The 23,062-nt window shown below is 69.7% G+C and carries 21 protein-coding genes, 1 pseudogene and 1 riboswitch; of the genes and pseudogenes, 12 read left to right on the forward strand and 10 right to left on the reverse strand.

Going from position 1 to position 23,062, the window contains the following annotated elements; genetic code table 11:
* Positions 1-176 precede the first annotated feature (176 nt).
* From OH804_RS14555 to OH804_RS14575, 5 genes are all read left to right on the forward strand, one after another.
* The gene (locus OH804_RS14555) at positions 177-1,124 is read left to right on the forward strand and encodes an ion transporter (protein WP_406065729.1); all 948 of its coding nucleotides are present in this window, start codon (positions 177-179) and stop codon (positions 1,122-1,124) included.
* A gap of 77 nt (positions 1,125-1,201) precedes the next feature.
* Positions 1,202-2,371: an acyl-CoA dehydrogenase family protein gene (locus OH804_RS14560; protein ID WP_406065731.1), complete on the forward strand. Its 1,170-nt coding sequence runs from the start codon at positions 1,202-1,204 to the stop codon at positions 2,369-2,371.
* Positions 2,371-3,216: a phosphate/phosphite/phosphonate ABC transporter substrate-binding protein gene (locus tag OH804_RS14565; RefSeq protein ID WP_406065733.1), complete on the forward strand. Its 846-nt coding sequence runs from the start codon at positions 2,371-2,373 to the stop codon at positions 3,214-3,216. Before OH804_RS14560 ends, OH804_RS14565 begins: the two co-directional genes overlap by 1 nt.
* Positions 3,213-4,064, forward strand: coding sequence for a sulfurtransferase TusA family protein (locus OH804_RS14570; RefSeq protein ID WP_406065735.1), 852 nt, complete (start codon positions 3,213-3,215; stop codon positions 4,062-4,064). The genes OH804_RS14565 and OH804_RS14570 overlap by 4 nt, the downstream gene beginning before the upstream one ends.
* Positions 3,977-4,423: a hypothetical protein gene (locus OH804_RS14575; protein WP_406065737.1), complete on the forward strand. Its 447-nt coding sequence runs from the start codon at positions 3,977-3,979 to the stop codon at positions 4,421-4,423. The genes OH804_RS14570 and OH804_RS14575 overlap by 88 nt, the downstream gene beginning before the upstream one ends.
* A gap of 63 nt (positions 4,424-4,486) precedes the next feature.
* On the opposite strand, the gene OH804_RS14580 is transcribed toward OH804_RS14575, so the two are convergent.
* Both OH804_RS14580 and OH804_RS14585 read right to left on the reverse strand, forming a co-directional pair.
* Positions 4,487-4,837, reverse strand: a complete 351-nt coding sequence (locus OH804_RS14580; RefSeq protein ID WP_196922600.1) for a DUF1330 domain-containing protein — start codon at positions 4,835-4,837, stop codon at positions 4,487-4,489.
* A 123-nt stretch (positions 4,838-4,960) separates the two neighbouring features.
* Positions 4,961-5,551, reverse strand: a complete 591-nt coding sequence (locus OH804_RS14585; RefSeq protein ID WP_196922599.1) for a TetR/AcrR family transcriptional regulator — start codon at positions 5,549-5,551, stop codon at positions 4,961-4,963.
* Between the two features lie 117 nt (positions 5,552-5,668).
* Between OH804_RS14585 and OH804_RS14590 the strand changes: the two genes are divergently transcribed.
* Positions 5,669-6,022, forward strand: a complete 354-nt coding sequence (locus OH804_RS14590; RefSeq protein WP_196922598.1) for a TraR/DksA C4-type zinc finger protein — start codon at positions 5,669-5,671, stop codon at positions 6,020-6,022.
* Between the two features lie 34 nt (positions 6,023-6,056).
* On the opposite strand, the gene eno is transcribed toward OH804_RS14590, so the two are convergent.
* Positions 6,057-7,322 carry a phosphopyruvate hydratase gene (gene eno / locus OH804_RS14595; RefSeq protein ID WP_406065739.1) on the reverse strand — a complete coding sequence of 422 codons (1,266 nt, stop codon included), beginning with the start codon at positions 7,320-7,322 and terminating at the stop codon, positions 6,057-6,059.
* A gap of 118 nt (positions 7,323-7,440) precedes the next feature.
* Here eno and OH804_RS14600 point away from each other — a divergent pair, with 118 nt between their 5' ends.
* Complete coding sequence (locus OH804_RS14600) at positions 7,441-8,355, forward strand: MerR family transcriptional regulator (RefSeq protein ID WP_406065741.1); 915 nt, start codon at positions 7,441-7,443, stop codon at positions 8,353-8,355.
* A gap of 484 nt (positions 8,356-8,839) precedes the next feature.
* A complete protein-coding gene (locus tag OH804_RS14605; RefSeq protein WP_196922595.1) occupies positions 8,840-9,067 on the forward strand; it encodes a GntR family transcriptional regulator in 228 nt (75 codons plus the stop codon).
* A gap of 304 nt (positions 9,068-9,371) precedes the next feature.
* On the opposite strand, the gene OH804_RS14610 is transcribed toward OH804_RS14605, so the two are convergent.
* Positions 9,372-10,367 carry a ribonucleotide-diphosphate reductase subunit beta gene (locus OH804_RS14610; protein WP_355493658.1) on the reverse strand — a complete coding sequence of 332 codons (996 nt, stop codon included), beginning with the start codon at positions 10,365-10,367 and terminating at the stop codon, positions 9,372-9,374.
* Positions 10,368-10,420: 53 nt separating this feature from the next.
* A complete protein-coding gene (locus OH804_RS14615; protein WP_406066541.1) occupies positions 10,421-12,739 on the reverse strand; it encodes a ribonucleoside-diphosphate reductase subunit alpha in 2,319 nt (772 codons plus the stop codon).
* 190 nt (positions 12,740-12,929) lie between these two features.
* Positions 12,930-13,147, reverse strand: a riboswitch (cobalamin riboswitch).
* Positions 13,148-13,579: 432 nt separating this feature from the next.
* Between OH804_RS14615 and OH804_RS14620 the strand changes: the two genes are divergently transcribed.
* From OH804_RS14620 to OH804_RS14635, 4 genes and pseudogenes are all read left to right on the forward strand, one after another.
* A complete protein-coding gene (locus OH804_RS14620; protein WP_406065743.1) occupies positions 13,580-14,977 on the forward strand; it encodes an enolase C-terminal domain-like protein in 1,398 nt (465 codons plus the stop codon).
* 62 nt (positions 14,978-15,039) lie between these two features.
* Positions 15,040-15,615, forward strand: a pseudogene (locus OH804_RS14625) (IS607 family transposase).
* A complete protein-coding gene (gene tnpB / locus OH804_RS14630; protein WP_406065745.1) occupies positions 15,612-16,982 on the forward strand; it encodes an IS607 family element RNA-guided endonuclease TnpB in 1,371 nt (456 codons plus the stop codon). The pseudogene OH804_RS14625 and the gene tnpB overlap by 4 nt, the downstream one beginning before the upstream one ends.
* A 23-nt stretch (positions 16,983-17,005) precedes the next feature.
* Positions 17,006-17,728, forward strand: a complete 723-nt coding sequence (locus tag OH804_RS14635; protein WP_196922592.1) for a FadR/GntR family transcriptional regulator — start codon at positions 17,006-17,008, stop codon at positions 17,726-17,728.
* 9 nt (positions 17,729-17,737) lie between these two features.
* Here OH804_RS14635 and OH804_RS14640 read toward each other — a convergent pair whose 3' ends face one another.
* The 5 genes from OH804_RS14640 to OH804_RS14660 form a co-directional block, all read right to left on the reverse strand.
* Positions 17,738-18,757, reverse strand: coding sequence for an aldo/keto reductase (locus OH804_RS14640; protein ID WP_307788671.1), 1,020 nt, complete (start codon positions 18,755-18,757; stop codon positions 17,738-17,740).
* Positions 18,754-19,572 (reverse strand): ATP-binding cassette domain-containing protein, encoded by an 819-nt coding sequence (locus OH804_RS14645; RefSeq protein ID WP_231392619.1) that lies wholly within the window; start codon positions 19,570-19,572, stop codon positions 18,754-18,756. Before OH804_RS14645 ends, OH804_RS14640 begins: the two co-directional genes overlap by 4 nt.
* Entirely contained in the window at positions 19,572-20,624 is a 1,053-nt protein-coding gene (locus OH804_RS14650) for an ABC transporter substrate-binding protein (RefSeq protein ID WP_196922591.1), read from the reverse strand. Before OH804_RS14650 ends, OH804_RS14645 begins: the two co-directional genes overlap by 1 nt.
* Before the next feature lie 40 nt (positions 20,625-20,664).
* Positions 20,665-21,672, reverse strand: coding sequence for an ABC transporter permease (locus OH804_RS14655; RefSeq protein WP_112641328.1), 1,008 nt, complete (start codon positions 21,670-21,672; stop codon positions 20,665-20,667).
* Between the two features lie 319 nt (positions 21,673-21,991).
* Entirely contained in the window at positions 21,992-22,870 is an 879-nt protein-coding gene (locus OH804_RS14660; protein WP_196922590.1) for an amidohydrolase, read from the reverse strand.
* Positions 22,871-23,062: the final 192 nt, after the last annotated feature.

The raw sequence follows: 23,062 nt of genomic DNA on the forward strand, positions 1-23,062 counted from the left end.
GTTCGCGATTTGCGGGCCGGCACACGGCGAACGAGTCCCGCCGCACGGATCGCGCGTCGCCCAGCGTCGTTGATCTTGGATAGGCTGGTGGGCATGCCCGCACACCATCCGCACCGCCACGACGACGGCCGGAGGTGGGCCCCCGCGGCGGCGCGCCTGATCGAGTCGGCCGACTGGTGAGTGACGCACCCGTGCCCGCCCCGCGGGGTGGTCCGTCCACACCAGAGCCGCACCGCTCAGGATGGACCGACCGATGCGACAGGCTCGCCCGGTCCCGCCCCTTCGAGATCGCCATCGTCGTGGTCATCCTCGCCAACGGCATCGTTCTCGGCCTGGAGACGTACGACGACCTGAGCCCGGCGGGCACCGCGCTGCACGGGCTGGAACTGTTCTTCCGGGCCGTCTTCGTCGTCGAGATCGCCGTCCGGCTGGCCGCCTACGGCAGACGCCCACAGGACTTCTTCCGGCACGGCTGGAACGTCTTCGACTTCGTGGTGATCGCGGCGATCTTCATCCCGGGCCTGCACGGCGACCCGGCGCTGCTGCGGGTCGTGCGGGTCGCCCGCATGGTCCGCCTGGTGCGGTTCTCGCCGGGTCTGCGGACCATCGTCTCCGCGCTGTGGCGCAGCCTGCCCGGTGTCACCGGGTTCCTCGCCCTGGCCGTGGTGACGCTCTACGTGTACGGCATGGCCGGCTGGCTGATCTTCGGCAACAGGTACCCGGAGGAGTACGGCGACATCGGCCGGTCGCTGCTGACGTTGTTCGTCCTGCTGTCGCTGGAGACACTGCCGGACCTCATCGAGCAGGGCATGGCGATCTCACCGTGGACGCTGCTCTACTACGTCAGCTACGTGGTCATCACCGTCAACCTGCTGCTCAACATCCTCATCGCGGTCATCGTGAACTCCATGGAGGAGGCCCGCCGGTTGGAGATGACCGAACGCCTGGCCCCCGGGTACGACGAGGACGGCGACGGCGTGCCGGACGAGGTGGACCGGATCGCGCTCACCCAACGGTTGGACGACCTGCGGGCGGTCATCACCGAGTTGGAACGGGAACTGCGTATCGACCGGGACGACGGGCACGGCCGACCCCACCGGGACCACGCCCGCGTCAGACGGTAATCCGACGCTCGCGCTGCGTCTTCGGGTTCGGATAGTGTCGACGGCGGTCCCATCGGCCTCCCTGAAGGGGTAACGGCATGACGACCAGTGTCGACAATGCCCAGACCGCCACCGATCCCGCGGACACACTGGGCACGGTTATCGACGACGTGATCCGCCCGCAGGCGCCGATCGTCGACCGGGACGGGGCCTTCCCCCGTCCGGGCGTCGACGCTCTCGCCGCGGCCGGCCTGCTCGGCCTGGCCTCCTCGACCGAGGTCGGTGGCGGCGGCCACGGCATGCGAGCGGTCGCCGAGGTCATCGAGCGGCTGGGCGCCGAGTGCGGGTCCACCGCGATGGTGGTGCTCATGCACTACGCGGCGACCGCCGTCATCGAGGCGCACGGCCCGCGCGACGTCCGCGCGGCCATCGCCGCCGGAGATCACCTCACCACGTTGGCGTTCTCCGAGTACGGCTCGCGCAGCCACTTCTGGTCACCGACCGGCACCGCGGCGGCCGACGACGCCGACACCGTCCGCCTCGACGCCCGTAAGAGCTGGGTCACCTCGGCCGGCGAGGCCAACAGCTACGTCTGGTCGAGCCTTCCGCTGACCCGCGACGCCGGCCCGATGACGCTGTGGCTGGTGCCGGCCGACAGCGCCGGCCTGAGCGTTACCGGCGACTTCGACGGGCTGGGCCTGCGCGGCAACGGCTCCCGCCCGATGACCGCCGACGGGCTCCACATTCCGGCGGCGGCGAGGATGGCTGCCGACGGGGCGGGGCTCGACACCGCGCTCGGCGCGGTCCTGCCCTGGTTCCTGGTGCTCAACGCCGCTTTCTGCCTCGGTCTCGCCGACAGCGCGGTGGCCGAGGCCGGCCGACATCTCACCAGGACCACGCTCGCGCACACCGGTGCCGCCCTGCGCGACGCGCCCGTCACCCGACGCGACCTCGCCCGGCTGATGATCCGCACCGACGCGCTGCGCGCCTTCCTGGGCGACACGCTCACCGCACTGGAGACCGGCCGCGACGACGCCATGTTGCGGGTGCTCCAGGTCAAGGCGCTCGCCGGCGAGACCGTCGCCGACGTGACCGATGGCGCGATGCAGCTCTGCGGCGGCAGCGCCTTCCGCAAGGAGTTGGGCCTTGAGCGCCGTTTCCGGGACGCCCGCGCGGCCCGGGTGATGGCACCGACAACCGACGCGTTGCACGACTTCGTCGGTCGGGTCGCCACCGGGCTGCCGCTGCTCGACGAGGCCAACCGCTGATGCCCGCGCCAACCGTTCTGCTGGGCGCGGTCGCGTACGACCCCAAGGTGGTGACCATCTGGGAGGGGTTCCGTGCCTGGCTGCGCGGGCGGGGCCTGGACTTCGACTTCGTCCTCTACTCGCACTACGAGCGACAGGTCGAGGATCTCGTCGCCGGGCGGATCGACGCGGCCTGGAACTCTCCCCTGGCCTGGCTGCGGGCCGAGCGGCTGGCGGCCGCCAACGGCACGACAGTGCGTGCGCTCGCCATGCGCGACACCGACCAGGACCTCACCTCGGTCGTGGTGGTTCGCGCGGACTCGCCGGTGCGCCAGGTCGCGGACCTCGCCGGACGGGTGGTCGCCGTCGGGGCGATCGACAGTCCACAGGCGACGCTGATTCCGTTGGGTCACCTCGCGGCGGGCGGGGTCACTGTCGACGTACGCCGGTTCGACGTGGGTGTCGGCCTGCACGGCGACCACATCGGCGGCGAGCGCGACGCGGCCCGCGCCCTGGTGGCCGGGGAGGTCGACGCCGCCTGCATGATCGACGCCAACCATCTGGCGTTCGTCCAGGAGGGCACGTTACCGCCCGAGGGCACCCGTATCGTGGCGCAGACCGCACGCTACGACCACTGCAACATGACGGTCCGCGCACCGGAGTCCGACGGGGTCCGGCTTTTCGGCAAACTGCTGCTCGGCATGTCGTACGCCGATCCGCAGGTGCGCCCGCTGCTCGACCTGGAGGGGCTGACGGCCTGGCGGGAGGGCCGCACCACCGGCTATGACGCCCTCGCCGACGCGGTCGACGCCAACGGCTTCTACTCCCCCGACGGGCGGGTGACGGCCCCGGACTACCGGCCGTGAGCACGGCACCGGTCCCCGAGGTCGACCTCGGCGATCTGGGTTTCGGCCGGGGCGCCCACCTGCTCGTGCAACGCGCCCTGGCCGGGCTGCCGCCCGGCGGCCGGTTGGCGGTCACCGGCCGCGACCCGGCGCTGCGCGTACACCTTCCTGCCTGGTGTCGTGGTCGGGGCCATCGGGTCGAATGGCCGGATCGGGGCGACGGGAGCGACCTCGTCGCGGTCGTGGTGCGGGGTTCGGCGGACGACGACCGCTGGTTCGGCGCCGAGCGGGCCGGACCGGCCCTGCCGTCGGCGCTCAGCAGCCGCCCACCGGCGCGGTGGGGGCTCGGCGCCCGGGGCGCGCTCCTCGAAGCCGGTGGTCCCGAGGCCCGCTTCGACCTGGACGACCGCGACCTGGTCTGGGCCGACATCGCCCCCCACCTGTACGCGCAGGCCGCCGCCCGACAGTGGGACCCGCAGACCGCGGTGCCGTGGGACGACCCGTTCGCGCTGCCGGCCGACGTCGAGGCCGCGGTGGTGCAGGTGATGACCTACCTGGTCGAGAACGAGCAGGCCGCCCTCGTCGTACCGGCCCGGTTCGTGGGGCGCATCCATCCGCACTTTCGGGAGGTGGTGCAGCTCCTCGCCGTGCAGATGGCCGACGAGGCCCGGCACATGGAGGTCTTCGGCCGGCGGGCGCTGCTGCGGGGCGCCGAGATGGGCACGTCATCCGCCGGCGGTCGGCAGTCGCTGTTCACGCTCGTCGCGAGTCGGACTTCGCGTTGGCGTCGTTCCTGCTCTCCGTGCTCGGCGAGGGCAGTTTCGTCGACCTGCTCTCGTTCCTGCACGAGAACGCCCCGGACCCGGTGACCCGCCGGATCTGTTGGCTCGCCATGCAGGACGAGCGCCGGCACGTGGTGTTCGGCATGGCACACCTGGAGCATCAGGCGCAGCTGGATCCGCTGCTGCGGGACCGGCTGCGGGCGGCCATCCACCGCCGCCACGACGCGCTGGCCGACACGGCAGGCCTCAACGCCGACGTCTTCGACGCACTCGTGGTGCTCGCTGCGGGTGGTTGGCATCCGGACGACGTGTCCGCCGGCTTCGGCCGGGTGCAGGCCCTGCAACACGCGATGGATCAGGGCCGTCAACGCCGACTCGTGCGCCTGGGTTTCCGGGCCGACGAGGCGGCGGCGCTCTCCGCCCTGCACACCCGCAACTTCATGTAGCCGATCCCCGCGCACGGCTCGGCGTGCGCAGGGATCGCGGTACGGCAGGTCAGCGATCGCTGGTCACTGGCCGAGGAGGGTCCGGATCTGACGCGCGTAGCCGGCCACCGTGAAGTCCGGGCCGACCGAGTCCACCAGGACCAGGTCGTTGATGGTGTGATCGACGCGCAGCGACAGGATGGCCTGGTACTCGGGCGAGTTGTACCAGGTCTTGGCGGTTTCCGCGTCCGGGAACTCGATCAGCACGACCGAACCGGGCCAGCTGCCCTCGAGGACCTGCACCTCGGCATCCAGGACGAGCCACTTGGCGCCGTACGCCTCGGTGGTGGCCTGCACCTGCTCCAGGTAACGCAGGGACTCCTCGGTCGGCACTCCGCCGGGGATACGCAGGTGGTTGATCAGGTAGGTGCTCATGTCTCACTCCTCAGTGCGGGGTGCTGCTTCCCGGTCGAAGGCGTACGACCGGTCGTCTTGGATTGGGTAAACGTCGCGCCGAATGGGACGACGCGGACAGTCACCGCTGGGATCGGACGCGGATCAGGTGAGGATCCGGCCCGTGGTGATCGTGAAGAATTCCTGGAGAGCAGCCGGGTCACCGGATGCCTTCGCCCGTGCTGCCGCGCCCTCGTAACTGGAGACGATGAAGCCGGCGAGATCGATGGCCGGTTCGTCGCCGTGCAGTTCACCGGCGGCCCGCGCCTGCTCGATCGCCGTGGCGAGCGCGGCTACCCAGCGGCCGAAGCCGGCGTCGACGGCGTTTCGCAGAACGTCGCTGTGTGCCGGGATCTCGGTGGCGAAGTTGCCGAGCAGGCATCCCCGGTCACCCATGGTGTCGCCGAGGCCGGTGATGTATCTCAGATGACCCGTGATCCGCTCCAGCGGCGTGCCGCCCTGCTTCTCGTCGAGCATCTCCAGCCCCATCGCCGCGGAGTATCTCGCCACCGAGTCGAGGGCGAGGTCTTCCTTGCTGGCGAAGTGGTTGTAGAAGGTGCCCTTGGGCGCCCCGGCGGCGGCGACGATGTCCTGGACGCTCGTGCCGTTGTAGCCGCGCAGGTGGAACAGGTCCAGCGCCGCGTCGGACAACCGTTGCCGGGTCCCGGCGGAGGCCGGCGACTTCGGTCGTGGCATTTCGTGGCACTCCTCTCGCCCGGGTTCCGGCTGACTGACAGACACCACGATATGACCGGTCGTCTCGGAATGCCAGTGATGTGACCACGGTCATCCCCCAGGTACTGTGGAACGGCCATGAACAGGGATTCCAGCGCGGTCCGCGAGGAGTTGCTGCGGTTACGCGAGCAGACCGAGGCTCAGGCCACCGCCCTGGACGGCGACCTGCGGAGCCTCTTCGAGGCGTCCCGGTCGTCAAACGCCGATGACGAACACGACCCCGAGGGCAGCACCATCGCCTTCGAACGCGCGCAGCTCACCGCCGTCCTGGACGCCACCCGCCGACGCCTGGCCGAGCTGGACGTCGCGCTGCGACGGGTCGACGACGGCAGCTACGGCGTGTGCGAACGGTGCTCCCGTCCGATTCCCGCCGAGCGGCTCGTCGCCCGCCCGTCCGCGCGTACCTGCGTGGCCTGCGCCAGCCGACGGTGACGGTGCCGACCGGCCGAGGCGGTGGTCCGGCGCCTCAGCGGCTCGGAGCGTAGATGGCACGCTCGCCGAGCTCCTCCTCGATGCGGATGAGCTGGTTGTACTTCGCCGTGCGGTCGGAGCGCGACAGCGAGCCGGTCTTGATCTGCCCGCAGCCGACGCCCACCGCCAGGTCGGCGATGGTGGTGTCCTCGGTCTCCCCGGATCGGTGCGACATCACCACCCGGTACCCGGCCTTGTGGGCGGCGTCCACCGTCGCCAGGGTCTCGGTGAGCGTGCCGATCTGGTTGACCTTGACCAGGATCGCGTTGGCGTAACCACCGTCGATCCCATCGCGCAGCCGGTCGACGTCGGTGCAGAAGACGTCGTCGCCGACCAGCTGCACGCGCTCCCCGGCCACCTCCGTCAGCCGCTTCCAGCCGGCGATGTCGTCCTCGGCCATCGGGTCCTCGATCGAGCTGATCGGGTACCGGGAGACCAGGTCGAGCAGGTAGTCGACGTGCTCCTCGACGGTGCGCCGGCGTCCCTCGCCGACGTAGTCGTAGACGCCGTCACGGAAGAACTCCGAGCTGGCCGGGTCGAGGCAGATCCGCACGTCGACGCCGGGCTGGTAACCGGTGTCCTCGATGGCGCGCAGCACGAACCGCAGTGCCTCGTCGGCGTCCGTGACGTTCGGCGCGAAGCCGCCCTCGTCACCGACGTTGGTGCTGTGCCCGGCCGCGGCCAGGGAGGCCTTCAGGGTGTGGAAGACCTCCGAGCCCATCCGGACCGCCTCGGCGAAGGTCTGCGCGCCGACCGGGGCGATCATGAACTCCTGGAAGTCGAGCGGGTTGTCGGCGTGCGCGCCGCCGTTGATGATGTTCATCATCGGCACCGGGAGCAGACGGGCGCCGACGCCACCGACGTAGCGGTACAGAGGCTGCCGGTGGGCCAGCGCCGCCGCTTTCGCGGTCGCCAGGGACACCGCCAGGATCGCGTTGGCACCCAGTCGACCCTTGTCCTTGGAACCGTCGAGGTCGATCATCGTCTCGTCGATGAGGGCCTGGTCCTCCGCGTCGAGCCCGAGCACCGCGTCGGCGATCTCGCCGTTGACCGCGCCGACGGCCCTGCCGACCCCCTTGCCGTGGAAACGCGTCCGGTCCCCGTCGCGCAGCTCGACCGCCTCGTTCGCCCCCGTCGACGCTCCGGACGGCACGGCCGCCCGACCGGTCGACCCGTCGGCGAGGACCACGTCGGCCTCCACTGTCGGGTTGCCCCTGCTGTCGAGGATCTGCCGAGCCCGTACCCGACTGATTGCCGTCATCACACACTCCCTGCTCAAGCTGCCTGTTCGCAGCCAGACTGGCAGGAAACGGCGGCTCTGACACCGCGACGATGGACACGTTGACCCGTACCCCGGGGTGCGGGTTTAGGGTCGCGGGATGCGGGTGGGTGAGTTGGCACGACGGACCGGCACCACGGTCCGGGCCTTGCGGTACTACGAGTCGGCCGGCCTGGTCGTGCCCCGGCGGCTGAGCAACGGCTACCGCGAGTACGACGCGATCGCGGTGCGGCTGGTGGCGCAGATCCGCGAGCTGATGGCGCTCGGCCTCACCGTCGAGGAGACCCGCCCGTTCGTCGAGTCGATCGCCGATGGTTCCGACGACACCGACGTGTGCGCGGCGGCGGTGGCCACCTACCGCAGCACCATCACCAACCTCCAGGAACGGATCGGCAAGTTGACCGCCCAGCGGGACGCGCTGGACGCGCGCCTGGACGCCGCCGCGACCCAGGTCGTACCCGGCGGTCCCGCCGAAGGCGCCGACCCCACCGCGCTGGTCGGCGTCAGACTGCCATCGCTGTCCTTCTACGGCACCGACGGCCGCCCGGTCGATCTCGGTGCGCTCGGCCCCGGGCGCAGCGTCATCTTCGTCTACCCGCTGACCGGACGACCGGGCGTCGACCTGCCCAACGGGCTGCTGGAGATCCACGGCGCCCGCGGCAGCACCGAGCAGGCCGCCTGGTTCCGCGACCACCACGCGGAACTCCGCGCGGCCGGCGCCGCCCGGGTGTACGGCCTGTCCGCGCAGTCGACCGGGTACCAGCGTGAACTCGCCCACCGGCTGCGGCTGCCCTACCCGCTGATTCCCGATCCGAGGCTGACCCTGGCCGACGCGCTGCGGCTGCCGACCCGCACCGCCGGCGACATGACGCTCTACGAACGGCTGACCCTGGTCGTCGCCGACGGGGCTGTCGAACACGTCTTCCACCCGATCCCGGACCCGGCGTCGCACCCCCTGCACGTGATGCGGTGGCTCACCAAGCGACGCCAGGCTCCCGGATCGGTCGCCGCCTAGAAGTCGTCGTCGAACTCGCCGCACTGCTCAGCGTCCATCGTTACTTCTGCAACATGATCGATGCGGCGTCCGCCACGACACCCAACGACCAATCGAGCTGACGGCATTCGCTCTGACTCGTGCACTCAAGGCAGCCGCCTGAACGCCACGGCTGGTCAAGTGCCCGAGTCCAATGAGCATCAAGCGTCCGCATCGCGGCGAACAGTTCGTCTGCCCGACTTACCGGTTCATCGATCGGCACGGCGGCACCCTCCCGCGTTCACGATGTTGGCCCCACCTGGGGGCAGCGACCATCTGCCGTGCTCCCCCAGGTGGGTGTGCGGCCGAGAACCCAGGAGTTTGCCGAAACCAGGGAACCCGACCAAGCTGCAACCTATTCCTACTTGTAGGAGCAGGTCAAGGTGCTTCGTGGAACTTGTTGGATCAGGTCTCCTCGTGATCAGATTGGGCTGCCGAAACCAGGGAACCCTACGGAGATCGACCCATGCCGACCGAGCGAGTGGACTACCGGCGGATCGCCAACGAGATCGCGGGAAAAATCAAGTCGGGTGAGCTTGCTCCGGGCGAGAAACTCTCGTCCACCCGTGAGCTGGCCGAGCAGTACGGCGTGCACATCTCCACCATCAACCGGGTCATGACGATCCTCAAAGACCGCGAGTTGGTCGAGGGCCAGCCGGGCAAAGGTGTCTACGTCGCAGAAGCCCAGAGCTGATCGCCCCGCTTCCTTCGATCGATTGATGGGAAGCAGCAAGGCACCGTCGCTTTTAGACGGAGTGGCTGTTCGCCAACCCCGCACCGCCTCGTCGATCATGGAGTTGTGGTGGGCGACAAAGTGCCTGCGCAATACCAAATCAGGCACCACAACTCCATGATCGACGAGACTGGACCGTCCCTTCTCCGCGATCTTGCACTTCCTGTCGCGACATAAATAGCATTGCGCACATATCGGCAACGGAAAGTGCAAGATCGGCGGAGGCGGGTCGTTCCTCATGGCAACCCGTGGCCGAGGTCGCCGCCTAGAAGTCGTCGTCGAAGGCGACGGTGCCGGTCACCCCGACCTGGTACGCCGACACCCGCCGCTCGAAGAAGTTGGACAGCTCCTGCACGTCCTGCAACTCCATGAAGCCGAACGGGTTGCTCGACCCGTAGTGCGGCGCGATGCCGAGCTGGGCGAGGCGGCGGTCGGCGACGTGCTGGAGGTACTCCCGCATGTCGGCCAACGTCAGACCGGGCACGCCGTGACCCACCAGGTCCTCGGCGAACTGCACCTCGCACTCGACCGCCTCGGTGAGCATTCGGCGGACCTGGTCGGCCAGGTCGTCGTCGAACAGGTCCGGCTCCTCGGCGCGGACGGTGTCGACGACGTCGAACGCGAACGCCATGTGCATGGACTCGTCGCGGAACACCCAGTTGGTGCCGGAGGCGAGGCCGTGCAGCAGGCCGCGGGAGCGCAGGAAGTAGACGTACGCGAACGCGCCGTAGAAGAACAACCCCTCGATGCAGGCGGCGAAGCAGATCAGGTTGAGCAGGAACGTCCGCCGGTCCTCGCGGGACCGCAGCTCGCGCAGGTCGTTCAGCGAGTCGATCCACCGGAAGCAGAACTCGGCCTTACGACGGATCGAGGGGATGTTCTCGATGGCCGCGAAGGCCTCGAAGCGCTCGGTCTCGTCGGGCACGTACGTGTCGAGCAGGTTGAGATAGAACTGGACGTGCACGGCCTCCTCGAACAGCTGCCGGGACAGGTAGAGGCGACCCTCGGGGCTGTTGACGTGCTGGTAGAGGTTGAGCACCAGGTTGTTGGCGACGATCGTGTCGCCGGTGGCGAAGAACGCCACCAGGCGGCTGACCAGGTGCCGTTCGGCCGGTGACAGCTTGTCCAGGTCGGCGAGGTCGGCGTGCAGGTCGACCTCCTCGACCGTCCAGGTGTTGCGGATGGCGTCGCGGAACCGGTCGAAGAAGTGCGGGTAGCGCATCGGGCGGAGAGTGAGGTCCATCCCGGGGTCGAGCAGCATGTGCGTGGTCCTCGTGTCGGTGGTGCCGGGGTCGGTGGTGGCGTCGGCGGCGGTCACTGGCAGGCCTCGCACGACTCGGGGTTCTCCAGCGAGCAGGCCAGCGCCTCCGCGTCGACGGCGACGGGTGCGACAGCGCTGACGGTGGCCTGCTGGATGCGCGTGGCGGGACGCGACCGCAGGTAGTAGGTGGTCTTCAGCCCGGCCTTCCAGGCGTACAGGTACATCGAGGAGAGCTTGCCGATGGTCGGTGCGGCCAGGAACAGGTTCAGCGACTGGGACTGGTCGATGAACGGGGCGCGGGCGGCGGCCAGGTCGATCAGCGCCCGCTGCGGCAGCTCCCACGCGGTGCGGAACAGCTCCCGTACGCCGGCCGGCAGCTCGGCGATGTCCTGCACCGACCCCTCCGCCCGCTTGATCGCCGCCCGGATCCGCTCGGTCCACAGACCGCGGGCCTTGAGTTCGCGTACCAGCGCGGTGTTGACCTGGAGGAACTCCCCCGACAGGGTCTCGCGCTTGAACAGGTTGGACACCTGCGGCTCGATGCACTCGTAGCACCCGGCGATCGAGGCGATTGTCGCTGTCGGCGCGACCGCCACCAGCAACGAGTTGCGCAGCCCGTACGCCTCGACCCGCTCGCGCAACGCGTCCCACCGCGCGGTCTGCGTACCCTCGACGCCCCACAGGTCGGGCTGGAGCTGGCCCCGCGCGGCCCGGGTCTGCGGGTACGCCGGATGCGCGCCGAAGTCGCGGGCAAGGTCGGCGGAGGTCTCCAGCGCGGTCAGGTACAGCTCCTCGCTGATCCGGGTGGACAGCTCCCGCGCGGCCGGCGAGTCGAACGGCAGCCGCAGCGCGAAGAAGACGTCCTGGAGGCCCATCAGCCCGAGCCCCACCGGCCGCCAGCGCGGGTTGCTCGCCGCCGCCTGCGCGGTCGGGTAGTAGTTGATGTCGATGACCCGGTCGAGGAAGGTAACCGCCGTCCGCACCGTGGCGCGCAACCGCTCCCAGTCGATGCCGCCGTCGGTGAGGTGGGCGGCGAGATTCACCGAACCGAGGTTGCACACGGCCGTCTCAGCGTCGCTGGACACCTCGACGATCTCGGTGCAGAGGTTGGACAGGTGCACGACGTTGCCCGGCTCAGCGGTCTGGTTGCAGAGTCGGTTGGCGGCGTCCTTGAAGGTCATCCACCCGTTGCCGGTCTGGGCGAGGGTCCGCATCATCTTCCCGTACAGCTCCCGTGCCGGGACCTGCCGCACGTAGCGGCCCTGCGCCTCGGCCTGCCGGTACGCGGCGTCGAACCGCTCCCCCCACAGGTCGGGCAGCTCGGGCACCTCGTGCGGGTCGAACAGCGACCACAGCTCGTCGGCCTCGACCCGGCGCATGAACTCGTCCGGAATCCAGTTGGCCAGGTTGAGGTTGTGGGTGCGCCGGGCGTCCTCGCCGGTGTTGTCGCGGAGTTGCAGGAACTCCTCGATGTCCGGGTGCCACGGCTCCAGGTAGACGCAGGCCGCGCCCTTGCGCCGGCCACCCTGGTTGACCGCGGCGACGCTCGCGTCCAGCGTGCGCAGCCACGGCACGATCCCGTTGGACTGCCCGTTCGTGCCCCGGATCAGCGCGCCCCGGGAGCGGACCCGGGAGTACGCGATGCCGATGCCACCGGCGAACTTGGACAGGTTGGCGACCTGGGCGTACCGCTGGTAGATCGAGTCCAGCTCGTCGAGCGGGGAGTCGACGAGGTAGCAGGAGGACATCTGGGTGTGCCGGGTGCCGGAGTTGAACAAGGTCGGTGAGCTGGGCAGGTAGGCCAGGCTGGACATCAGCCGGTAGAAGCCGACCGCCTCGTCCGCCGTCCGGGACAGCCCGCAGGCCACCCGCAGCAGCCAGTACTGCGGGGTCTCCAGCACCAGTCGGCTGGTGGGGTGGCGCAGCAGGTAGCGGTCGTACACAGTGCGCAGGCCGAAGTACTCGAAGCGGCGGTCGCCGTCCGGGTCGATGGCGTGGTCGAGGGTCGCGGCGTGTGCGGCGACGAACGCTGCGGTGTCGTCACCGATCAGGCCCTCGACGTGGCCGACCCGGATCGCCGCGCTGAACGAGGTGATGCCCTGCCGACGCACCTCCTTGTCGACGTAGCCGGCCAGCAGCCGCGCGGCGAGGCGCGAGTACTGCGGCTCCTCACCGATCATCTCGGCGGCGGTCTGGATGGACAGCCGGTCCAGTTCGGCAGTGGTCGCGCCGTCGTAGAGGCCGCTGATGGTGCGGGTGGCCACCCGCATCGGGTCGACGTCGGTCAGGTCGTCGGCCCACCGCTCGACGGCTCGGACGATCCTGTTCACGTCCACGGGTTCGGTGCCGCCGTCGCGCTTGCGGACCTGCATCGGCGTGCGCCGCGCTGTCGCGTCGCCGCTGGCCGGGACTACCTCGGTGACTGTCACCACTCGCTCCTCGGAGTTCGAGACCTGGTGGCCCGGACGCGAGGGGACAGACACCGGCGGACGCCACGCCAGCCCGGCGTGGGTCAGGTGGCGTCAGCCGTCCCACGCGGCCTCGGACCGCCGCCCACCCGGTGCGGGTACGCGGCGCGCTGGCAGGTCTTCGGACTCGCGGGCACGACCGGTGTCGCCGGTCTCCTACTGGCCGTCGCTTCCCAGGCCGATTGGTGGCCCAGTGCTGTTGACGGCGGTCGTTCCCACTCACCGCTGCGGGACAGTCCCGGATTTCCACCGGGTTCCCTGTTGCCTCGACCGCACCGGATGAGCGGCCGAACCAGCTGCGTCGACACCATATATAGGGACGCTGCGGTTGTCACACCCCACATGTCGGTCTCGGGCGTGTCGGCGGCTGCTCGGTGATCACTGTCACCGGCCCGGTCGACCGCGTCACGCCGACCGTCGCCAGGCGCCGGAGACGGGGCCCGCCGTGCTGCTGCCGACAATCGACAAAGATTTGACGTATCGAGGCATCGGTGCCGCACGGCACGCTCATTTGTCGCCGTCGATGCGCCCGAAGTGGGGGTGAACATCCAATCTCCCTGAACCGCCGCCCTCGCCGAAGTGAGCCGTCAACCGGCACGATGGACGGTAAGGCGGGTTGCCGCGATCGGGCCAAACATCATATGTCTGGAGGCCTGCGGTGATCGACATCGTTGACGGGCCGGAGCAGCCGTCCGTATACTCCCAGTGATCATCTGATCTTTAGCCTAGCCGGGCGAGGAGCGCATGCCGCAGATCACCGCCGTCACCGTCGAAGACGTCCGCTTCCCCACCTCCCTGACCGCTGACGGGTCAGACGCCATGAACAAGGACGGCGACTACTCGGCGGCCTACGTCGCCCTGCACACCGACGGCGTCGACGGGGTGGGCGCGCCGCTCGCGGGGCACGGCCTGACCTTCACCATCGGTCGCGGCAACGACATCGTCGCGGCGGCCGCGGTCCACCAGGCACAACGCCTCGTCGGCCTGGACGTGGCGACGATGGCAGCGGACATGGGCGCCGTCTACCGCCTCCTCACCTCCGACTCGCAGATGCGGTGGCTCGGTCCGGAGAAGGGCGTCGTCCACCTGTCCCTGGCCGCCGTGCTGAACGCGTCGTGGGACCTCGTCGCCCGGCTCGCCGACAAGCCGCTGTGGCGGCTGCTCGTCGACATGTCCCCCGAGCAACTCGTCGACATCGCGGACCTGCGCTACCTGTCCGACGCGCTGACCCGCGACGAGGCACTGGCCATCCTGCGGGCCAAGGAGGGCACGAAAGCCGCCCGGCTCGCCGAGCTCGACCGCACCGGCTACCCCGCCTACACCACCTCCGCGGGCTGGCTCGGCTACGGCGACGACAAGCTGCGCCGGCTGTGCCAGGAGGCGGTGGACACCGGCTACGGCTACGTCAAGCTCAAGGTGGGCGCCAACCTCGACGACGACATCCGCCGATGCGCGATCGCGCGGGAGATCCTCGGGCCGGATCGCCACCTGATGATCGACGCCAACCAGGTGTGGGACGTCGGCCAAGCCATCGACTGGGTCACCGCCCTCGCCGAGTTCACGCCACTGTGGATCGAGGAGCCGACCAGCCCCGACGACATCCTGGGCCACGCGGCCGTCCGCCGTGCCGTCGCTCCGATCGGCGTCGCCACCGGCGAGCACTGCCACAACCGGGTGATGTTCAAGCAGCTGTTCCAAGCCGAGGCCATCGACTTCTGCCAGCTGGACACCGGCAGGTTGGCCAGCATCAACGAGATCGTCGCCGTGCTGCTGCTCGCCGCGAAGTTCGACGTCCCGGTGTGCCCACACGCCGGCGGCGTGGGGCTGTGCGAGATGGTCCAACACGTGTCGGTGCTCGACTACGTCGCGATCTCCGGGGACCTCACCGACCGGGTCACCGAGTTCGTCGACCACCTGCACGAGCACTTCACCGATCCGTGCATCATCCGGGACACCGGTTCGGGCAGCGGATACGTCCTGCCCAGCCAACCCGGCTACTCCACCCGGATGCGTACCGAGTCGGTGGCGCTCTACCGGTTTCCCGACGGCCACTACTGGGCGGCGACAGACCCGACTACCGTGTCATCTCCGGAGGCGGCGTACGTGATCGCGGGTGGGAAGGCCACCCCCGCCGGCCGCTAGGAGGAAGCAACTGCTAGCGCGCTGACGATTAGGAGTGTTCAGGATTTGTCTAAAGTGGCGGTGTGAACTTGAAGGAGTGGGCGGCGGCTACCGGTATCTCGTACGCGACCGCGCGGCGGGTACGGGTCGGGAACGTTGCCCGTTCCTTCCGACCGGCTCGGCCGGCTCATCATGGTCGGTGAGCCATTGACCGGTGCGGCGCCGGACGCTGGGCAGGTTGCGGTGTACGCCCGAGTGTCCTCGGCCGATCAGGAGCCGGACCTGGACCGGCAAGTCGCCCGGGTGACTTTGTGGGCTACCGGTCAGCGCTTTGCCGTCGATCGTTTGGTCACCGAGGTCGGTTCAGCGCTCAACGGGCACTGCGAAAGTTCGTCCTCTTGTTGCGCGACCCGGCTGTGTCGACCATTGTGGTCGAGCACCGGGATCGGTTCGCCGGGTTCGGAGCCGAGTACGTTGAGGCTTTGCTGTCCGCGCAGGGCCGCCAGCTGTTGGTCGTGGGCCCGGCCGAGGTCAACGACGACCTGGGGTGTGACGTGTCTGAGGTCCTGACGTCGCTGTGTGCCCCCTTGTACGGCCGTCGCGCCGGCGCGGGCCGTGTCCGCCGCAGGGTTGGGGCGGTTACCAGGGACCTGACGTGAAGACGATCCAGGCGTACCGGTTTGCCCTCGACCTGACTCCGGGTCAGGAACGCGCCGTGAATGCGCACGTCGGGGCTGCGCGGGTGGCGCACAACTGGGCGCTCGCCCGGGTCAGGGCGGTCATGGACCAGCGCGCGGCGGAGCGCTCGTATGGGGTGCCGGATGAGTTGCTGACGCCGTCGTTGCCGTGGTCGCTCGCCGGGCTGCGCAAGGCGTGGAACGCTGCGAAGGCTGATGCGGCGCCATGGTGGGGTGAGGTGTCGAAAGAGGCGTTCAACACCGGCCTGGACGCTCTCGCCCGCGGCCTGAAGAGCTGGGCTGACTCCCGCAGCGGCGGGCGGGCCGGCAGGCGGGTTGGTTTCCCCCGCTTCAAGTCCCGCCGCCATGGCACACCGTCGGTGCGGTTCACCACCGGCGCGATCCGGGTCGAGCCCGACCGTAGGCACGTGGTGCTGCCGAGGCTGGGTCGGTTGAAGCTGCACGAATCCGCCCGTAAGCTCGCCCGCCGTGTCGAGGGCGGAACCGCGCGGATCATGTCCGCGACCGTGCGCCGCGACGGCGGACGGTGGCATGTCTCGTTCACCGTCGCGGTGCAGCGGACTGAACGGCAACCAGCCCAGCCCGCTTCGGTGGTGGGTGTGGATCTCGGGATCACCCATCTTGCGGTGCTTTCCACCGGTGAGCGGGTCGACAACCCGCGCCACCTCGTCGCCTCGCAGGCCCGGCTGCGGGCGTTGGGTCGGGTGTTGTCGCGGAAGTCCGGCCCCGACCGGAGCACCGGCTGTCGCCCGTCGAACCGTTGGCGACGCGCTTCGGACCGGCTTGGTCGTGCGCATGCGCGAGTCGCGAACCTGCGCCGCGACGGGCTGCACAAGCTCACCACGAGGCTGGCACGCGAACACGGCAGCATCGTTGTCGAAGATCTGAACGTCGTGGGCATGCTGCGCAACCGGCGGCTGGCCCGGCACATTGCTGATGCCGGGTTCGCCGAGATCCGCCGTCAGCTGGCATACAAGACCAGGTGGAACGGCGGCCGGTTGCTCGTAGCCGACCGCTGGTATCCGTCCTCGAAAACCTGCTCGGATTGCGGCGCGGTGAAAACCAAGCTCGCCCTGCACGAGCGTGAGTACGACTGTGAGGCGTGCGGCCTGGTCATCGACCGTGACCGCAACGCCGCACTCAACCTGGCCGCCCTCGCGGCTGAGTTCACCACCGCCGGGAGTGGCTCGGTGGCAGCACGTGGAGCCAACCAGAAGACCCTCGCACGAGGGCAGGTGGCTGTGAAGCGTGAACCCGGCACGGCATCCGCCGGCAAGACCGGGACCGTCCCCACCGCAAGGCGGAGCGACCAATCATGCGCTCACTAAAGCGCACCGAAAGGTAACGGATCATGTCTCGCACTGACGAAGTGGTCAACGGCATCAAGCGGATGATCCTCGAAGGGCAGTTCAGGCCCGGTGACCGGTTGCCCATCGAGAAGGACCTCGCCGAGCAGCTCGGTGTCTCGCGGGGCTCGCTGCGCGAGGGGATGTCGGCGCTGTCGATCCTCGGCATCGTCAACATCCGCCAGGGCGACGGCACCTACGTCACCAACCTCGACGCGCCACAACTGCTGGCCCCGATGGGTTTCGTGGTCGACTTCCAGGGTCAGGGCGACCCCCGGCACATCCACACCGTTCGCCGGCTGCTGGAGTGCGAGGCGGCCTGCCTGGCGGCGACCAGGATCACCGACGAGGCGCTGGCCCAGGCGGGTGACCTGCTCGACGAGGCGGCCCGGCTGATCGGCCAGTCGCCGCCGGACCACGAGCGGATCATGGAGATCGACATCGCCTTTCACCGGATCATCGCGGTGCACGCCGAGAATCCGGTGCTCGTCGGCCTGATCGAAGCGTTCGCCGGGCGCACCATCCGCGGGCGGCTCTGGCGGAGTCTGCACGAGGAGGGGGCGGATCTGCGGACCCATGACGAACATGTGGCGATCCTGAAGGCGCTGGTGGCACGGGACCCGGAGCGGGCGCGTACCCGGATGGCCAACCACCTGATCGGCGTGGAGGAGTCGTTGCAGGGGTTGCCCGACGACGCCGACGCGAGCATCGAGACGACCCGGTCCTGACGGCCGGCCTCACGACTGCACGTCGAGCAGCCCTTCGTCGTACAACGCCGCCCAGAGCTGATCCGGGACGTCGACGTCGGATCGGCGCAGGGTCTCGGTCGCCTGGGCCTCGTCCCGTATGCCGACCACCGTCGAGACCACGGCCGGGTGACGACGGACGAACGCCAACGCCGCCTGGGGCAGCGTGACGCCGTACGTCTGACAGACCCGCGCTATCCGGCGGGCCTGGTCGATCACCTCGGCCGGCGCCTGCCGGTAGTCGTAGACGGCGTCGGTCGTCGGCACGTCCCGGGCCAGCAGCCCGGAGTTGTAGACCCCGGCGATCACCACGCCGACGCGGCGGGCCTGCGCGACGGGCAGCAGGTCGGTCAACGCGCCCTGCTCCAGCAGGGTGTACCGGCCGGCGCACATCACCACGTCCACGTCGGTCTCCGCCACGAAGCGGGCCAGCATCGCCGACTGGTTCATCCCCGCGCCGACGGCGCCGATCACGCCCTGCTCCCGCAGCTCCACCAACGCCGGGATCGCCTCGTACGCGGCCTGCTCCCAGTGCTCGTCCGGGTCGTGCAGATACACCACGTCGATCCGGTCCAGGCCGGTGCGCCGAAGGCTCGCCTCCAGCGAACGGCGTACGCCGTCGCGGCTGAAGTCCCAGACCCGGCGATGGTCGGCGGGAACGTCGAACCCCTCCGGGTCACGCTGGTGCGCCGTCTCCGGCGACGGCACGAGCAACCGGCCGACCTTCGTCGAGACCACGTACTCGCCGCGTGGGCGGGAGCGTAGGGCCGCGCCCAGCCGTCGTTCGGACAGGCCCAGCCCGTAGTGCGGTGCCGTGTCGAAGTATCGGATGCCACCTGCCCACGCGGTGTCCACAGCGGCGGCGAACTGCTCGTCGGACGTCGCCCGGTAGAGATTGCCGCCCTGCGAGGCACCGAAGCCCAGTGGGCTCAGCCGCAGCGGCGACCGGTCGGCGTTCGCGGTCGCCCGACGGGCGGGATCGCGGGCGCCCCGCTGGACGACCGACGTCACCGCTCGTCCCGATCCGCGCTGGTGCTGCCGGTCATCGCCGCGACCAGATCGTCGGTGGTGACCTCGTCGGCACGGAGTTGGGCTGCTCGTCGACCGAGGCGCAGCACCTCGACCCGGTCGGCGATCTCGAGCACCTGCGGCATGTTGTGGCTCACCAGTACCACCGACATGCCGGCGTCACGGGCACGCCGCACGACGTCGAGCACCCGCCCGGTCTGGACGACGCCCAGCGCCGCGGTGGGCTCGTCGAGGATGACCACGTTTGTCGCCCAGATGATGGCGCGGGCCACCGCGACGCACTGTCGTTGCCCGCCGGAGAGCATCGCGATCGGCGTGGTGACCCGGGGGATCCGTACGCCCAGTTCGTCGAGGGCGGCGGCGGCGCCGTGGCGCATGGCGCGCTTGTCCAACAGTCCGAGCCGGCCGAGTGGTCCGGAGCGCAGGATCTCCCGGCCGAGATAGAGGTTGGCGGCCACGCTGAGGTCGTCGGCGACGGCGAGGTCCTGGTAGACGGTCTCCACCCCGGCCTGTCGGGCATCGACCGGGGTGGAGAACTGGACCGGACGGCCGCCGACCCGGATCTCGCCCTCGTCCGGCGGATGCACACCGGACAGAGTCTTGATCAGGGTGCTCTTGCCGGCGCCGTTGTCGCCGATCAGCGCGACGACCTCGCCGCGGCGGACCGTGAAGTCGGCACCACGCAACGCCTCGACGTGCCCGAACCGCTTGACGATGCCGCGGGCTTCGAGGACCGGCGGTTCCGTCTCGGTGGGTTGCTGATCGCTGTCGGCGGTGGCCGTGGGAATGCCGCCCATCACTGCACCGGTGGGTTGGCGCAGCTGGGCTCGAGCACCGCCTTGATCTCCGCCGAGTCGATGTTCTCCTTGGTGACGAACGTGACGCCGGTGTCGGCCGATGCCAGCGGAGCCTTGTCCCGGAGGTGCTTGACCATCTTGTCGACGCCGAAGTAGCCCATCTTGAACGGGTTCTGCACGACCAGCGCGGAGATCTGGCCGTTGCGCACCCCGGCGATCTCGTCCGGGGCGGCGTCCCAGCCGATGATGACCACCTTGCCGGACTTGCCGGCCGCCTGGATGGCCTGCGCCGCGCCGAGCACGCTCGGCTCGTTGGCCGCGAAGACGCCGGCGAGCTTGGGGTTGGCGGTGAGGATGTTCTCGGTGACGCGGCGGGCCTCGTTGACGTCACTGCGGCTCGGCTGCTGGCCGACCAGCTTCAGGTTGGGGTACTGGGCGAGGCCGGCCTTGAAGCCGTCGACCCGCTCGGTGTTGGTCTGCGATCCGGGCTGGAACTCGACGAGTGCCACCTCGTGGTTGCCGGGGCCGAGTTCGGTGGCGAGCAGCTTCGCCGCCTCGGTTGCCGACGCACGGTTGTCGGTGGCGAAGAGGGGCACCGCAGACGGCTGCGGGTCGGTGCCAGAGTCGATCATGGCGACCGGGATGTTGGCGCTGAGCGCCTTGTCGGTGGCGGGTGCCAGCGCGCTGGAGTCGGTCGCCGCGTAGACGATGCCGTCGACCTTCTTGGTGACGAAGTTCTGGATCAGGTTGACCTGGCCCTCGACGTCGGTCTCGGTGGTCACCCCGTCCCACTGGACGGTGACGTCCCCCGCGCGCTGCGCGGCGCACTCCGCGCCCGCCTTGACGGTGTTCCAGTAGTCGGCCCCGACCGCCTTGGGTACGACGGCGAGCTTCAGCGGGCCGCTCGCGTCCTTGGTCGCGCCGTCGCCGCCGTCTCGGACCTCGACCCCGCCGCAGGCGCTGAGCAGAGCGGTCGCCGCGGCCGCGGCCAGGATCGCCTGCGCGCGCAGGAGTCGTCCTCGCGTCCGCCGGCTGGTGGTGGTGTGTGCCATGGTGTGTGTCCTTCCTCGTTCGGACTCTCGGAATGGCATGTCAACCCCGTGATTCCAGCCGCCGGCGGCGGTACTGGTCGAAGTAGACGGCGGCCCAGATGATCACGCCGACGATCACCTGCTGGTAGTGGATGCTGATGTCGAGCAGGACGGCGCCGTTGCGGACCAGGGCGATGAGGAACGCGCCGATGATGGTCCCGACGATCCGGCCCTGCCCGCCGAACAGGCTGGCACCGCCGATGACCGCGGCGGCGATGACGTCGAGTTCCAGCGAGATGCCGTAGTTGGGCTGGCCGGAGTTGACCCGGGACGCGGCGATCATGCCGCCGAGCCCGACCAGCACGCCGGCCAGCACGTACACCCCGGTCAGGTGCCGTCCCACCCGGATGCCGGAGCGGCGGGCGGCCTCCAGATTGGAGCCCATCGCGTAGGTGTACTGCCCGAATCGTGTCTGGGAGAGCAGGAACGCGACCCCGACGGCGACCAGGACGGTGATCACCACGGCGAACGGGATGCCGAGGATCTGCCCGTTGCCGAGTAGTTGGAAGGATCGGGGCAGGCCGTAGACGCCGACCGCTCCGGTGATGATGAAGACGAGGCCGCGGCCCACCGACATCGTTCCCAGCGTCGCGATGAACGGTGGAATCCGGGCCACTGTCACCAGCAACCCGTTCAACAGCCCGGCCAGCGCGCCGACGCCGATCGCGACCGCCGTCGCCGCCCAGATCGAGAAGCCGAGGTCGCGCACGACCATCGCGCCCAGCACGCCGGCGAGCGCGGCGACCGACCCGACGGACAGGTCGATGCCCTTCGTGATGATGACCATCGTCTGGGCCGTGGCGATGATCGCGATCACCGCCGTCTGGGCGCCGATGTTGAAGAGGTTGTCCGCTGTCAGGAAGTAGGGACTCGCGAAGGTCAGGGCGATGAACAGGACGACCAGGGCGGTCGCGGCGGTGAACTCGGAGACGGCGTGGGAGATCCGTTCCCGGAACCAGTCGCTGAGTTCGCCGCGCTGCGTGCCGGCGGTTGCCTCGGCGCTACTCATCGTCGGACCTGACCTCCCCAAGCGCGGCGCCGGCGTCCGACGGGGACCCGCCGACGAGCCGTACGCCTGTGAGCGACCGACCCCGCTCGGATGGCAGTGCGGCCAGGTGCCCACACAACCGTGGAGATAGGTCGGATGTTTCCCACGATCAGGCGTTACCTTGCCACGCATTCACGTATGTTGCCAAGGTCTTGCGGGCATGTTTTGCCATCGTTACCTGCACCGTCGAACGCATTCGTCCGACCAAACAACATCGACCGCCGCCCCTAGCATGTTATCGATAACATGCTATGTCCCCAGCTCGGAAGCCGCTGCCGCGTCAGGACGGGGCCAACTGGTACACCCGACCGGCGGTCTGGCTCCAGATCGCCGCCCGCTCGTCCTCGGACAGCGGATCCAGCAGGTCACCGAGGACCGAGACCCAGCGGGCGTACGAGGTGGCCAGCAGGCAGACCGGCCAGTCCGAGCCGAACATCAGCCGATCCGGCCCGAACACGTCGAGGGCGTGCTCGACAGCGGGCCGCAGGTCGGCCGTCGTCCAGGACGCGGCGTCCACCTCGGTCACCAGGCCGGAGAGCTTCGCCGTCGTGTTGGGCTCGGCCGCGAGCGCCCGCAGATCGCGGTGCCAGTCACCGAGATCGGCGTGCCCGAGCGGGGGCTTGCCGAGGTGGTCGAGGACGAACCGCACCTGGGGCAGGTCGCGGACGAGCCGGGTGGCGGCGGGCAGCTGACGATGACGCACCAGGAGGTCGAAGGCGAGGCCGGCGGCACCGACCGCGGCGATGCTCCGCCGCACGTCCGGACGGTCCAGATAGGTCGGATCAGGCTCGGACTGGACCAGGTGGCGGATCCCGACCAGCCGTTCGCCGCCGCGCACCTTCCGTAGCCGGTCGAGGCGGCGGCCGACGTCGGTGGCGGTGAGGTCGACCCAGCCGACGACCCCGGCGACGAGTGGGTCGTCGGCAGCGATGCCGAGCAGCTCGGGCGTCTCGGACCGGACGGCGACGGACTGCACGACCACGGTCCGGGTGACCCCGGCGGCCCGGGTCGCCGGGGCGAGCTCGACCGGCGTGAAGTCGTCGTCGATCGCTGCCATGGTGTGCGGATCGATCCAGGGCTGTGGGTGCCGCGCCCGAACCCAGAGGTGATGGTGCGCGTCGACGATGCCCGGTCGTCGCGCGACCTCGCCGGTCGTCACCGGACCCGTCCTGCTGTTTGTTCGTCCACCCCGCACCCCGCCCCGCCGCTGATCGAACCCCCCGGGTCGACCCGGAGCCACAGAGCCGATCTGGCAGGTTGACCATGTTAGCGGTAACAGAGTGTTCACGAGTCGCGGAACGCGCGCCACTGCCGGCTTCCGGCATTGTCGCCTTTTGGTCTGACGAATCCG

Source organism: Micromonospora sp. NBC_00860, from assembly GCF_045207375.1.
GTDB classification, from domain to species: Bacteria; Actinomycetota; Actinomycetes; order Mycobacteriales; family Micromonosporaceae; genus Micromonospora; species Micromonospora vinacea.

What these genes read in the sequence shown, in the direction of transcription:
- OH804_RS14615 (WP_406066541.1), bottom strand. Translation starts at nt 12,739, where the DNA reads ATGCAGGTCCGCAAGCGCGACGGCGGCACCGAACCCGTGGACGTGAAC.
- OH804_RS14620 (WP_406065743.1), top strand. Translation starts at nt 13,580, where the DNA reads ATGCCGCAGATCACCGCCGTCACCGTCGAAGACGTCCGCTTCCCCACC.
- OH804_RS14560 (WP_406065731.1), top strand. Translation starts at nt 1,202, where the DNA reads ATGACGACCAGTGTCGACAATGCCCAGACCGCCACCGATCCCGCGGAC.
- OH804_RS14635 (WP_196922592.1), top strand. Translation starts at nt 17,006, where the DNA reads ATGTCTCGCACTGACGAAGTGGTCAACGGCATCAAGCGGATGATCCTC.
- eno (WP_406065739.1), bottom strand. Translation starts at nt 7,322, where the DNA reads ATGACGGCAATCAGTCGGGTACGGGCTCGGCAGATCCTCGACAGCAGG.
- OH804_RS14590 (WP_196922598.1), top strand. Translation starts at nt 5,669, where the DNA reads ATGAACAGGGATTCCAGCGCGGTCCGCGAGGAGTTGCTGCGGTTACGC.
- OH804_RS14585 (WP_196922599.1), bottom strand. Translation starts at nt 5,551, where the DNA reads ATGCCACGACCGAAGTCGCCGGCCTCCGCCGGGACCCGGCAACGGTTG.
- OH804_RS14610 (WP_355493658.1), bottom strand. Translation starts at nt 10,367, where the DNA reads ATGCTGCTCGACCCCGGGATGGACCTCACTCTCCGCCCGATGCGCTAC.
- OH804_RS14655 (WP_112641328.1), bottom strand. Translation starts at nt 21,672, where the DNA reads ATGAGTAGCGCCGAGGCAACCGCCGGCACGCAGCGCGGCGAACTCAGC.
- OH804_RS14580 (WP_196922600.1), bottom strand. Translation starts at nt 4,837, where the DNA reads ATGAGCACCTACCTGATCAACCACCTGCGTATCCCCGGCGGAGTGCCG.
- OH804_RS14645 (WP_231392619.1), bottom strand. Translation starts at nt 19,572, where the DNA reads ATGGGCGGCATTCCCACGGCCACCGCCGACAGCGATCAGCAACCCACC.
- OH804_RS14600 (WP_406065741.1), top strand. Translation starts at nt 7,441, where the DNA reads ATGCGGGTGGGTGAGTTGGCACGACGGACCGGCACCACGGTCCGGGCC.
- OH804_RS14650 (WP_196922591.1), bottom strand. Translation starts at nt 20,624, where the DNA reads ATGGCACACACCACCACCAGCCGGCGGACGCGAGGACGACTCCTGCGC.
- OH804_RS14565 (WP_406065733.1), top strand. Translation starts at nt 2,371, where the DNA reads ATGCCCGCGCCAACCGTTCTGCTGGGCGCGGTCGCGTACGACCCCAAG.
- OH804_RS14605 (WP_196922595.1), top strand. Translation starts at nt 8,840, where the DNA reads ATGCCGACCGAGCGAGTGGACTACCGGCGGATCGCCAACGAGATCGCG.